Source organism: Methylobacterium nigriterrae (assembly GCF_037106235.1).
Taxonomy (GTDB): Bacteria; Pseudomonadota; Alphaproteobacteria; order Rhizobiales; family Beijerinckiaceae; genus Methylobacterium; species Methylobacterium nigriterrae.
Genome location: NZ_JBAWTG010000141.1, coordinates 1 through 11,469 on the forward strand (window position 1 = coordinate 1; position 11,469 = coordinate 11,469).

Sequence of the window (11,469 nt, forward strand, 5' to 3'; positions counted from 1 at the left end):
GTGGGAGGCCGCATCGGCATCTGCCATGTGCCGCCAGAACGTCGTTCTCCTCCGTCGCGTGCCGTGCTGAAGCCCGGGGCTGGGCACGACAGGCCATAGCCGCACCAGCGGGCACAGAGATGCGTGTTGCTCCCGCAAGCCAGTCGGATAGGCTCCCTCCAAACGGGAGAATGCCATGACGACGTTCGTTGTAACCGACACCACCGCGGGTGCGCAGGGTCAGCGATTCGACAAGGCGGCCGAGGCTTACCGAAAGGCGCGGGAGTACGAGGCGGGCGGCCGCAAGGCTGTCATCAAGTTGCCCAGTGGGGAGGAGGTCTCGCCCCAGGAGTTCGAACGACTTTACCTGCTCAGGGACGTCGACTGACGATTGCGGGAGGTTCAGCGTGCCGGGCCTGACCTCGGCACTGCGCTCCAGGAACAGCTCCTCGATGGTGCGGTAGCTGAGCGGGTCGCGCAGGTCTCGGTCATGGTTTCAGCCGACGGGCTTGCAGGTAAGCTCGGCGGGCGCGCAGGGCCGCCAGGGTGGCCTTGATCCTCCACAACGCGCCCATGGCCCTGATGGTGTTCTGTCCGTTCTCGTTCAGCCGTTCGATTTGCTCGACCTGCTCGGCGCAGCGCTTCTCGCCCTCTGCGATGAGGCGATTGAGGGCAGAAAGCCTGGCACCGGCCGCTCCTGCCATGGCCCGCTCCCGGCCTCTGCCTCTCGAGAACGTTCTCTATCAGAAACCAGAGAAGCCCTCGCGGTGGCTGGTGAGACTGGGTGTCATCGCGACCAATGTGGCAGCGCCATCCTACTTTCCGAGCAGGCAAGATTCGAGAAGGTCTGCGGAGTGGCGCCCTCACCAGCAGGGTACAGGTGGGACAGGTGTTACCCGAAGAAGGAATTCGAAGGTCGGGTGGTACCGGGCAGGGTACAAGGAGGTACTGGTATGTCGCTGCCAGCCCGCTGGTACCACCCTATCCCAGCTGCTGTACCACCTCAGCTGGCCCACTCTCGCCCTGCAGTACCGCCTGTACCCTCTGTACCCTCCCTGAGGAGGCTGGGCGCAAACAGCGTCTGAAGTTCGCATCACCGCTCCGTGATGATCTGCTCCAGCGGAATGTCGTGCGGCTGCGGATAAATCGTCTCCAAACGTCCGAGTTCGAAGCCAACACCGATGGTGCGCGGCCTCTCCGGCATCGCGGCAATCGTCCGATCATAGAAGCCACCGCCATAGCCCAGGCGGTAGCCCTGGCCGTCAAACCCGACCAGCGGCACAACCAGGAGGTCGGGGAAGACCGAGTCTCCGGACTCGGGCATCGGGATCTTCCAGGTGCCCTGCACCATCAGGCTGCCAGGCGACCATTCGCGGAAGACGAGCGGCTGCCCGCGTTCGACGATCACCGGTAGAGCCAAGCGTGAGCCGCGCTCGCGCATCGAGGTGAGAGCGCCTCGCGGATCATACTCGCCCCGAAACGGCCAGTAGAAGCCGATCAGCCTGCCGGCATACGGCTCCAGAGCCGCTGCCAGGACTCGCCCGATCCTCTCGCTCCAGGCTGCCCGATCCTCGGCGGAGATGCCGATGCGCTGCGCGATCAGCCTGTCTCGGGTTCCCTTGCGCCAGTCGCGGATCGTCGGCCAATCCGAATTGGACGCCGGCAAGGCCGGACCAGAGCCGGCGATCTTGGACACCTCGCTCATGGAACTCATGGTCTCGCTCCCCGCCGCTTCCTTGCCGATCTCCGAGGTCTACTGGCCATCGTAGATGCCTCGTGTGGTCAGTCTGGCTACTGCCCCCCAAAAGCGCGCAGCGGCCGTCCGGCTTCCGACCGGTGCATCATCACGGCCGTTCCCGTAGCATCATCGATCACGGCAAGCCGAGGCCCCACAGCCGCATGTAGCGACATCTCACTCCGATCCAGCACCAGATTCACGCGCTCGCACCACTCGGCGTCCGGGCTGTTGGCCGCCTCTGCTTCCCGGAGCGCCTCGGCGACCACTTGGCGAACCTCGTCCAGGAGCTGGCGCGTCAGGGGCGGCCGCGTCCTGGCCGCATACGCCTCGGTGATGATCCCGGCCCACGCGTCCGCGGAACGACTCGGGTGTGTGCTCATGTGCGGTCACCTCACCATGCGAAACAAGCACTCGGCAACAGGTGCGGCAGTTTCGACCATCCTGTCGTCACAGTTGGAGTCGTTAACTATCTCTTAACTGTCGGGTCTGACGATCTGGTTCTTCGCGGGAGGCGGCCATGACGCGGTCTCAGAAACTTCGCCTAAAGCGTTGGATCATGCGAGAGCTTGACCGGACCCTATCGAAGGCAACTTCCGGCCCGACGTGACGCTTTCACATTGAAGTTGCCCACACACCAGGCGAGAGAAGATGCGGTCCTGTACAGAATCCCATTCGGCTGGTCTGCGCTTTCGGCTGACTGACGAGCTCGAGAATATCGAAGGCCGCGATCACAGCGCCCGCTGCATCGCGCAGCAGAGTCGGATTCGACTGGACCAGCACCTTCGTTTCATCCGGGCGCTCCAGTAACATCTGAGCGGCGTGCACGACATGCCCCTCCTTCAGCGCCGTGGCTAAGGGGCAGCAGTCATGCGGCAGGTGGGATCCGTTCGGCCTATATAGGCGCCTAGCCCCACACCAACGGGCCTTGCCCAGCACGGGTCGGAAGCCCCAGAGGGCAGAAGCAGCATCGTTGTAGTAGGTCAGCCAGCCATCCGCATCAGTTGTGTAGAGCGGCGCATCGATCTGCTGAAAGACCTCGGCACGCGACGGCTCGTGGTTCCAGTTCGGACCGGGAGCATCGAAATTGGGATTGGGTTCAGACCAGTACATCGGACCTCCCACGACCGGCGGGCACGAAATGCCCGCTGCAAGCACTTCGGCTGCCCCCATCTGTCGCGGGTCCCTGGGAGCCCTGCCCATCCGCCCGGCGGCTGCGCACAGCTCTTTGGTGGACGCAAATCTGCGCCGCACTCCAGATCGTCCAGCCAAACGAGATTGTGCCTCAGAGCTTCCGGGGGCGGTTGCCCTGCGACGCCATAACCGGCTCGCGCCGGCCTGGGCTCTCCCGCAGACCTTGTACGGACAAGCAAGTGGTCTCACGGGCGGAGCCGTGAATCAAGCAAAAATCAGTGGGCCAGGAGAATGGACTCTTGCAGTGCAGCAACGAAGGGCTTGCGCCGCAGCGAAACCTGTCGCAATCTCGGACGGATGGCTTTCCTGGCTGGAAGTACCCGAGAGCTATTACACCCCACGCCCCCTGTGCTGGATGCTCAAGCCCTCTTTCATCTGGGTTGATCATCCCGGCTCGATTACCTCAGTTGAAACGACCCCTTCCCCCCGGCTACCGCTACAGCCCAGCCGCGCGGGTTGACCGCGAACCAGGGCGGGCTCACGCTTACGAGGTATGGCGCGACCTTAAGCGGGTAAAGCATGAGCGAGCAGTGGCAATATCAACTGCGGGTCTATCTGCCTGACGAGATCGTCGACACCGCCCGGACTGACCTTGGCAGCCCGGCACTCGCTCCGCTTGCCGACATTCTTGCCAAACACCATGCGACGATGATGTCGCAGTTCGATGCATTCGCAGGCTACGTCGCTGAAGCAGAACGGCACGGGATTGAGGCCTACCCGCTCTATGCCTGGACCAAAGCCACCATTGAGGACCCGGCGAAGCGGGCAAAGCACCTCAAGTCCTTCGCTCTTCATGTGAATGGCAGGGAGATTTACAGCAAAGACGAGGCGGATGCGCTCGAGGCGGACCTGCAGCCGCTCGTGGGAGGCAACTTGATCGAGCGGCTGTCAAAGCAAGACACAAATCCTGCAAACAATCCACAGCCGCCGGAGCAGTACCGGCAACGCAAAATCACCTAAGCTCCAAGAGGTTTCGTCACCTCCACTGGCGGTCATGCCCCGAGAGAGCGCCCAACCACCAACTCTTCGAAGAGGTCCGACGCATCCATTCCGGGCATCAAGGTCGCTACGGTGCGCCTCGCGTGCATGCCGCCTTGCGGGCTGAAGGCCGGTCGGCCAGCCTCGAATGGGTGGAGCGCCTGACGCGCCCTCACGGCACCTCGAATTCTACCAGCTTATGGTCACTCGAAGAACTCGACGGGCGTTCCCTTCTCTACCATGCCGGCCAGTTGCAGGGCGTCCCAATTTGTTAGGCGGACGCAGCCATGAGAAGCGCTCTTGCCGACCTTGTCGGGTTCTGGCGTAGCATGGATGCCGTATCCTTCGCCGGTCAATGCGATCCAGACGAGCCCGACAGGATTGTTGGGGCCGGGCTTGATCGTGAACTTCTCCTGCGCTTCGACGCCCTTAAATTTGTAATCCGGGTTGTAGGTGTAGTTTGGGTTCGTCACGATCTTTGTCACCTTGGAGAGACCGCTCGGTGCAGGCTTCTCCGTGCTCCCGATCGAGGCGGGATAGAACGCAATGAGCTTACCCTCTTTGTCGAGAACGCGAACATCATGACTGCTCTTGCCGACTTCGATCTTGGACGCCTTCACCTTCTGCTTGTCATTCAGGGTTGAGACATTCGCGACTGCGATCGCAACCCCAGCTACGTCAAGCTTCTTGCCTTTGTTCAGGATTTTCAGGAGCGATTCGCTCATGTGGAATTTCTCGGCCAGAAGCTCAGTCGGGCTCGTGTAGCCGAGCCGATCTAAGGCAGCCTGTTCTTCGAGCTTCGGCGGGATTTTCTCGGTGAAGGGGCCTTTCACATCCTCTTCCGTGAGGGTGTAATCCGTGATCGCCTGATCCGGGGAGAGCTCCTTCAGCTTGCTCCAGGTCTCCTGGTTGAGCCTGCCAGACGGTCGAAGCCCATTCTCCTTCTGAAATGCCGCAATCGCCTTGCGCACGTTCTCGCCATCTGAGCCATCGATGACGCCCGGAGAAAAGTGCGCGCGATCGAGCAACACTTCAGCCCTGGTCAGGACAGCTTTGTTCCGATCTCCTAATTTGCCCCGGAATTCTGCCTTGTTGACAGCATCGGAAGATAGACCCCTCTCCTTTGCCAAGGCTTCCGCCCCGCTCGCCAGGCAGCAAGCGATCAGGACAATTGGAGCGCACCTCATGGATTGTCTCTCTTCCGTGCATTGAACCTTGGTAATCCTCGAGACGTTAAGTGGTTCCAAACGGTGCGTGAGCCGGTCTACTCTATTGTAGATTGTAGCTCGCAAGGTATGAGTTTCGGGTTTTGCCTGGAGGATGTGGCGGAGCGTGCGTGCCGACCGTAGGGACGGACGTTGAGGAGGGCTCGCCCCTGCATCTCGCGCCGCTGAGCCCGGGATGCAGCGAATCTATTGAGGCCTGATAGGGACCAATCTCCCTTGCGGGGGTACAGGCAGCACAGGAGGCTCGAGGGGGAATTCATCGAATGGGGTGGTGCCGACGTTGAGGCCCCGAGGCCTTGGACTGGCAAGCGAAGCGTCGATAGACGGTCCGGGGTTTAACAGTGAACCGGCCCCAGGGAGGCCCCGGCCGAGGAATGGGTCAATGCTCGATTAACCAGAGCAATTTATTGTTAAGGTTGCCGAAACAGCGGTGACGGCCGCCTGGTTGGTGGGCATCAAGGCAGGGCGCTTCTGGCCTGCCGTGTCGGATTGCCGGCGGGTTTGGACGATTGGGGCGGGCTCATGCGCGTGCTGCTGGTTGAGGATGAGGTCTCAGTGGCGCAGAGCATCGAGCTGATGCTGAAGTCCGAGAATTTCAACACCTACACCACCGATCTCGGTGAGGAGGGTGTCGATCTCGGCAAGCTGTACGATTACGACATCATCCTGCTCGACCTGAACCTGCCCGACATGTCGGGCTACGAGGTCCTGCGCTCGCTCCGCGTCGCCAAGGTCAAGACGCCGATCCTGATCCTGTCCGGCATGGCCGGCATCGAGGACAAGGTGAAGGGCCTCGGCTTCGGCGCCGACGATTACCTGACGAAGCCCTTCCACAAGGACGAGCTCGTCGCCCGCATCCACGCCATCGTGCGCCGCTCGAAGGGCCACAGCGAGCAGGTGATCGCCTGTGACGATCTCATGGTGAACCTCGGGGAGCAGCAAGCCTGGATCGCCGGCCATCGCGTCCACCTGACCGGCAAGGAGTACCAGCTGCTTGAGATGCTGGCTCTGCGAAAGGGCTCGACCCTGACCAAGGAGATGATCCTCAGCCAGCTCTACGGCGGCATGGACGAGCCTGAGATCAAGATCATCGACGTCTTCATCTGCAAGCTGCGCCGGAAGCTGGCCAACGCCTCGGGCGGCAGGAACTACATCGAGACGGTCTGGGGCCGTGGCTATCATCTGCGCGAGCCCCTGCCCTGCTCCGCCGTCGGTTGAGCGCTGCCGCTACGCCTTCTCTCCTGGCTCTGAGGCCAGCGTGCTGATGGCGGAGAGGGGAAGGCCGAAATGCTTGGCCACCTGGGTCGGCTTCACACCTGCCGACAGAGCAGCCCGGATTGCATTGCGCTTGCCGCTCTGGATCGGCGCTGCTGCCGCTGGCCTGCGGCCGGAGCGCGGCCTGGACCTCTGTGGCCTCAGCCGCTCCAAGGTGCCTGCGAGTTCCTCGACCGCTCGCTCGAGCTCCGGTCGTACCGGACGACCTTGCGACGTACTGACCCGTTCTACCAGCTCTCCGGCCAGTCCTGTCGCCCAGCGGGCGAGCTCACGATCCGACAACTCGGCCCATTGCGGAGAGGCTGCCGGGGGCGCGGCCGGACGGGCATGGACAAGCGTTGGTCGTCTAGACGCGGGCTGTACGTAGCCAAACAGGTCGCCGGCTGACGCTGAGGGATGGGTCTGTCTCATGCGCTGAAGATGGATCGGCAAGGGCAGGTTCGCAAACCTTCCACCGTCCGGCCAGAGTTTCAGTACCGATCCAGACCGGACGGCGGCGGGACTTCTGCAGCAAAGCCAGTCCGCTGCTTTGAAGTTGGGCTCTGCAGCTGCTTCCAGCCTCCGAGGCGTCGGCTCCCACCACGGACGCACATTTACCCGGCGCGATCGATGGCTGGGAGCTAGCGCACAGATCGCGGAGCCTTCGGCCGGAGCTCGCACTCGTGCTGATGTCCGGGCACTCGGACCAGACGGCGGGTCCGCTGTCGGATGGTGCAGAATTTATCTTCAAGCCGAACGTCGTAGCCAACCTCGTTCCGATGCTGCCACGCATGATAGGTAAAGGTTGACCAGCAGCGACAAGGATCGCGGCAAGTAGCCCCACTCGCATCGCATATGGATGAATGCGGCAGGCCTGCTCGGCCCTCCACTGCCAGCGCGCCTCGGCTCTGACGCGATCGTTCGCGCCACCGCAGGGGTACGAGAGTGGAAAGCGGAATGTGTCAGGCTAACGCGCGACGGAATGACTGCTCCTGTGATAGCGGCGCCAGCGCCTTGAGGCCGCGATCACCCTCCGCCGATGCCGGTGATCACCTTCCCGGTGCCGTTGCACTCCGGGCAGGTCTTCGCCTCGACCTGACCGGATCCTGCGCAGCGCGGGCACAGTTTCTCGCCCGTGCCGGGTGTTCCCGGCCGAGCTTCATCTCCGGGCTTCGTGGGCTCTGAGCTCGTCATAGGGCCTCCCCTTCCAACGTTGGAAGAAGCCGCTCGCAACCGGCAATGAGCGGATCACGATCTCGATATTTGCGTTGTCGCCAGTGTTCGTAGCCGAGCCATCGTCAGGGTGAGCGCCCGGCGCGCTTCACCGCACTGGCGTCCAACAGCGGACAGGAAGCCAAATGGACGCCCGGACCGACCCCTCTCTGCACGCGTCGGAACTCACCTGGCGCGGCCTGCTGCTCGGCGCCGGCATCATCGCCATCTTCATGGCCGCCAACGTCTACATGGGCCTGAAGACCGGAATGACGTTCTCGTCCTCGATCCCGGCCGCAATGATCTCCATGGGTTTGCTGCGCCTGTTCGGGAACACAAACATCCTGGAGAACAATATCGTGCAGACGCAGGCTTCAGCAGCCGGCACCCTCTGCAACGTTATCCTCGTCTTACCCGGCCTCGTCCTGATCGGCCATTGGCAGGGCTTCCCCTTCTGGCAGACGACGGCCGTCTGCCTCCTCGGCGGTTTGCTCGGCGTCGCGTATTCCATCCCGCTTCGGCGCGCGATGGTCGCCGACGGCAAGCTGCCCTACCCCGAGGGCAAAGCCGCAGCCGAGGTTCTGCATGCGGGCGAGGCGGGCGACGGCGGCAGAGGCTTGCGCGATCTCCTCGGCGCATCAGCGGTGGCCGGCACGATTGCTCTTGCCACGAGTGGCCTCAAGCTCCTCGCGGAGGGCATTCACGCGACCGCCAGCGCCGGTCCCGCCATCTTCCGCCTCGGCACCGGCTTCTCCCTCGCGCTTGTCGGGGTCGGCTATCTCGTTGGCATCGGCGCGTGTCTCGCGTTGCTGGCCGGTGTTGCCATTGCTTGGGGGATAGCGGTCCCTCTTCTCACGGCCTTCGGAGAGGGGCATGGGGCCACGCCGGCAGAGATCGCCGAGGCAGTCTGGTTGGAGCAGGTCCGGCTGATCGGAGCAGGCATCATCGCAGTCGGTGGCGTCTGGACCGTCGGCACGCTCGCCTCGCCCATTCTCGCCAGCATCCGCTCGGCCCTCGACACCGCCCGTGCCGCGCGCTCCGGTCAGGCTCTTCGCGACTTGCCGCGCCAGGACCGCGACCTTCCCATCACCTGGGTCGCTGCCGCTGCGGCTGGTCTGGCGCTGCCGCTGGCAGGTCTCATCGCCTGGTTTGCTGCCGGTACGGGGCTTGGCCGCCTTTATTCCGTGTTGATCGTCACGGCTTCACTCTTCATCGTTTCGTTTGAGTTTCTGATGGCAGCCGCCTGTGGGTACCTGGCAGGCCTTCTCGGCTCATCGTCGAGCCCGATCTCAGGCATCGGCATCCTCACGACCATAGTCGTGGCAATCCTCTTACCGGTCCTCATCGGCCGCGCCGCTGGGCCCGAGGGAGGCCGCTTCGTGATCGGCATGGCGCTGCTCGTCGCCTCCGTGATCGTCACCATCGCCTCGATCGCCAACGACAACCTTCAGGACCTCAAGACTGGTCAGCTCGTCGGCGCGACACCGTGGCGTCAGCAGATTGCACTGATCGTGGGCGTCAGCATCGGTGCGCTGGTGATCGCGCCGCTGCTCTCGCTACTTTATCAGGCCTACGGCTTCGTCGGATCGATGCCGCGGGAAGGCATGCAGGCGAGCGCCGCGCTCCCGGCACCTCAGGCCGCCCTGATAACGCAGATCGCCAGCGGCATCGTCCACGGGCAGCTACCCTGGACCATGGTCCTGATCGGCATGGGACTGGGTGCCGTGTTCGTCGGGATTGAGGCTTGGCTGCGCCGCCGGAACCTCTCGTTCCCCGCCCTGACGGTCGGGATCGGCATGTACCTGCCACTCAACGTGGAGATGACGATTGCGGTTGGAGGCGTCATCAGCTGGCTGAGTACACGCTCTCTCCAGCATCAGGCTCGGGCTCGAGCGCAAACAGTCGAGACGGTCGTCGAGCCCGTGCACCGCCGCGGCATTCTCCTGGCTTCAGGCTTCCTGGTCGGCGAGAGCTTTGTCGGTGTGCTCTTGGCGGCGGCCGACACGATCACGGGGCGCAACTCCTCGCTGGCCGTTGCTGGCCCTGACTTCGCCGCCTTTGCCACTTGGCTTGGGGCCATCACATTCGTGACCGCGCTCGTTCTGTTCTATTTGTTGGTCTCTCGCGCACCGACGCCCGCTATATCGACCCGAGGCTAGATCTCCGGCCAAGGCCCGGTCGTCCTTTTTATTTTCGCGAACGTGACTGGCCGCCCGGGGGCCCAGTTTGCGAAGCAGTGCGGCAGGAGTGGCCGAACGCGATGTGACGCCCGCAGCAGCGCTATGACCGATCGCTGCCGTGCCGCTTGGCGGGTGAGATCGCCTGCATCGGAAGATGCCCCTCGGTGTCCGTCAGCGAGTGACGCATGCGTCCGAATACCCATCTCGGGCAATGTAGGCCCCCATGCCTGGCCTCAACGCTATCGCATCCCGGCGGTGAGTCGGGCCAAGATGGCACGGTTGCGCTGCATCGGTTGTATCAATGAGGTGTGGAGCAGAGATGGACCAGAAGGACACCGCGGAGCAGACGAAACAGGCGGCACAGCACACGGCAGCTGCCGCGCAGGTCACCAAGGACAGTGCCGACCGAAGAACCGAGCTGGCAGCAGACCGGACCGTTTTCGCGGCCGAGCGCACCTACGCAGCGTGGGTGCGCACCGGCCTGGTTGCCCTCGCCAGCGGCATCGGAGCCAAGAAGCTGCTGGAGGGAGTTGTGCCGGGCTGGATGATCATCGGTTTCGGAACCGTCCTGATCCTCTTCAGCGCCTTCTGCTTCGTCGCGGGCGTGTGGCGCCAGCTGTTCGTCGGCGCGCCACCTCCGAACCCAGACGTCCCGCGCTTGCCGCCTGCGGTCCTTGTCGCCGTCAACAGCTTCCTGGCCCTGGTTGCTCTCACCGCGATCGCCGGCATCTGGTTCGGGTAGACCCCTGACATGCTCGCGCCGGGCGGACTTCGAGCGGCCGCGCTCTTCAGGCCGGGTACAACCGGGGCATTGCTATAGTGATCGTGTTCCTCTTGTCCCTGTTATCCCCGGGGTTGCCCCCTCCGTCGAAGGGCAAAGGCCGTTTCCGACGGGCGTACCCTCCCGAGGGCTCCTTGGCTTCATGCGACGAGCCCAATGCGGCCGACGTTCTGGCTCGGCACGGTCGCGATCTGACTGTGCCGCTCGCTGCCGCAGATGCGGCCCTCTACCCGACCCTCCTGTCGTGCCTCGGTCTGCAGACGATCACGGTTCTCAGGTCGCGGATTTCGCAAACCGTGCGATGATGGTTGGGCGACAAGAGGAGGTTGAACATGGCCTCGGAGAAAAAGCACGGAAACCGCGAAGCCAAGAAGCCGAAGAAGCCGGTACCGAAGACGATTGCGGCAGCGCCATCCACGAAGGACATGGTCAGCGCGGCCGTCAAATCGGCCAATCGGAAATAGGGCTCAGGTCCACCTCGCGAGCCCAACGGCTGCGGCCGACGGGGTGCGCCTCGGCGCCCGTCAAGCGTACTTCGGGTGTTTGTCTGGCCTACGACCAAGTGGCTGGTCGAGAACGCGCGTGTACACCGGACCGCATCGGCTCCCGGCCACCATCAATAAGGGGGCAGGCCTCCGCCGTTGCAGGCTGATATACGCAGATTACGGATGTCGGGCCGGCGCAGCAGAGTACGTCTCACTGGCTCGCCTGTGTTGAGCAGCAGCTACGGCCTGTTCGGCCTTGAACGTGTTCCGTGTGCGGGCGTTTTGCTCCTCCTGATTGGGAGGAGTGATGCTGGACGACGCAGAATGGAGAAAGCTGGAGCCGCTGATCGAGGCGTGCCGGCCGAGGGGCAAGACGCCGCCGCAGGATCTGCGCCGCACGATCTCGGCCATCCTCTGGCGGCATCAGAACGGGGCCAAGTGGCGA

General features: G+C 63.4%; 12 protein-coding genes and 1 pseudogene. 8 read left to right on the forward strand and 5 right to left on the reverse strand.

Features of this window, described 5'->3' with window-relative positions; genetic code table 11:
* The first annotated feature begins 175 nt into the window (after positions 1-175).
* Positions 176-367 carry a hypothetical protein gene (locus tag WDW90_RS31235; RefSeq protein WP_336491443.1) on the forward strand — a complete coding sequence of 64 codons (192 nt, stop codon included), beginning with the start codon at positions 176-178 and terminating at the stop codon, positions 365-367.
* 100 nt (positions 368-467) lie between these two features.
* Here the strand turns inward: WDW90_RS31235 and WDW90_RS31240 are convergent, their stop codons facing one another.
* From WDW90_RS31240 to WDW90_RS31255, 4 genes are all read right to left on the reverse strand, one after another.
* Positions 468-683 (reverse strand): hypothetical protein, encoded by a 216-nt coding sequence (locus WDW90_RS31240; RefSeq protein ID WP_336491444.1) that lies wholly within the window; start codon positions 681-683, stop codon positions 468-470.
* A gap of 389 nt (positions 684-1,072) precedes the next feature.
* Entirely contained in the window at positions 1,073-1,684 is a 612-nt protein-coding gene (locus tag WDW90_RS31245) for a 5-formyltetrahydrofolate cyclo-ligase (RefSeq protein WP_336491445.1), read from the reverse strand.
* A gap of 86 nt (positions 1,685-1,770) precedes the next feature.
* Positions 1,771-2,097 carry a hypothetical protein gene (locus tag WDW90_RS31250; RefSeq protein WP_336491446.1) on the reverse strand — a complete coding sequence of 109 codons (327 nt, stop codon included), beginning with the start codon at positions 2,095-2,097 and terminating at the stop codon, positions 1,771-1,773.
* 232 nt (positions 2,098-2,329) lie between these two features.
* Positions 2,330-2,827: a hypothetical protein gene (locus WDW90_RS31255; protein ID WP_336491447.1), complete on the reverse strand. Its 498-nt coding sequence runs from the start codon at positions 2,825-2,827 to the stop codon at positions 2,330-2,332.
* Between the two features lie 600 nt (positions 2,828-3,427).
* Between WDW90_RS31255 and WDW90_RS31260 the strand changes: the two genes are divergently transcribed.
* Together WDW90_RS31260 and WDW90_RS31265 are read left to right on the forward strand one after the other, a co-directional pair.
* A complete protein-coding gene (locus WDW90_RS31260; protein WP_336491448.1) occupies positions 3,428-3,868 on the forward strand; it encodes a hypothetical protein in 441 nt (146 codons plus the stop codon).
* 26 nt (positions 3,869-3,894) lie between these two features.
* Positions 3,895-4,065, forward strand: a pseudogene (locus tag WDW90_RS31265) (helix-turn-helix domain-containing protein); the annotation flags it as partial.
* 24 nt (positions 4,066-4,089) lie between these two features.
* On the opposite strand, the gene WDW90_RS31270 reads toward WDW90_RS31265, so the two are convergent.
* Positions 4,090-5,073: a L,D-transpeptidase family protein gene (locus WDW90_RS31270; protein WP_336491449.1), complete on the reverse strand. Its 984-nt coding sequence runs from the start codon at positions 5,071-5,073 to the stop codon at positions 4,090-4,092.
* A gap of 561 nt (positions 5,074-5,634) precedes the next feature.
* Here WDW90_RS31270 and ctrA point away from each other — a divergent pair.
* From ctrA to WDW90_RS31295, 5 genes are all read left to right on the forward strand, one after another.
* Complete coding sequence (gene ctrA, locus WDW90_RS31275; RefSeq protein ID WP_336491451.1) at positions 5,635-6,330, forward strand: response regulator transcription factor CtrA; 696 nt, start codon at positions 5,635-5,637, stop codon at positions 6,328-6,330.
* A gap of 1,394 nt (positions 6,331-7,724) precedes the next feature.
* Positions 7,725-9,737, forward strand: a complete 2,013-nt coding sequence (locus tag WDW90_RS31280) for an OPT family oligopeptide transporter (protein ID WP_336491452.1) — start codon at positions 7,725-7,727, stop codon at positions 9,735-9,737.
* Positions 9,738-10,077: 340 nt separating this feature from the next.
* Complete coding sequence (locus WDW90_RS31285) at positions 10,078-10,500, forward strand: YidH family protein (protein ID WP_336491453.1); 423 nt, start codon at positions 10,078-10,080, stop codon at positions 10,498-10,500.
* A 371-nt stretch (positions 10,501-10,871) separates the two neighbouring features.
* A complete protein-coding gene (locus WDW90_RS31290) occupies positions 10,872-11,003 on the forward strand; it encodes a hypothetical protein (protein WP_336491454.1) in 132 nt (43 codons plus the stop codon).
* A 328-nt stretch (positions 11,004-11,331) separates the two neighbouring features.
* The coding region (locus tag WDW90_RS31295) for a transposase (protein WP_336491455.1) at positions 11,332-11,469 on the forward strand (138 nt) is incomplete at its 3' end.

What these genes read in the sequence shown, in the direction of transcription:
- WDW90_RS31235 (WP_336491443.1), top strand. Translation starts at nt 176, where the DNA reads ATGACGACGTTCGTTGTAACCGACACCACCGCGGGTGCGCAGGGTCAG.
- WDW90_RS31240 (WP_336491444.1), bottom strand. Translation starts at nt 683, where the DNA reads ATGGCAGGAGCGGCCGGTGCCAGGCTTTCTGCCCTCAATCGCCTCATC.
- WDW90_RS31245 (WP_336491445.1), bottom strand. Translation starts at nt 1,684, where the DNA reads ATGAGCGAGGTGTCCAAGATCGCCGGCTCTGGTCCGGCCTTGCCGGCG.
- WDW90_RS31250 (WP_336491446.1), bottom strand. Translation starts at nt 2,097, where the DNA reads ATGAGCACACACCCGAGTCGTTCCGCGGACGCGTGGGCCGGGATCATC.
- WDW90_RS31255 (WP_336491447.1), bottom strand. Translation starts at nt 2,827, where the DNA reads ATGTACTGGTCTGAACCCAATCCCAATTTCGATGCTCCCGGTCCGAAC.
- WDW90_RS31260 (WP_336491448.1), top strand. Translation starts at nt 3,428, where the DNA reads ATGAGCGAGCAGTGGCAATATCAACTGCGGGTCTATCTGCCTGACGAG.
- WDW90_RS31270 (WP_336491449.1), bottom strand. Translation starts at nt 5,073, where the DNA reads ATGAGGTGCGCTCCAATTGTCCTGATCGCTTGCTGCCTGGCGAGCGGG.
- ctrA (WP_336491451.1), top strand. Translation starts at nt 5,635, where the DNA reads ATGCGCGTGCTGCTGGTTGAGGATGAGGTCTCAGTGGCGCAGAGCATC.
- WDW90_RS31280 (WP_336491452.1), top strand. Translation starts at nt 7,725, where the DNA reads ATGGACGCCCGGACCGACCCCTCTCTGCACGCGTCGGAACTCACCTGG.
- WDW90_RS31285 (WP_336491453.1), top strand. Translation starts at nt 10,078, where the DNA reads ATGGACCAGAAGGACACCGCGGAGCAGACGAAACAGGCGGCACAGCAC.
- WDW90_RS31290 (WP_336491454.1), top strand. Translation starts at nt 10,872, where the DNA reads ATGGCCTCGGAGAAAAAGCACGGAAACCGCGAAGCCAAGAAGCCGAAG.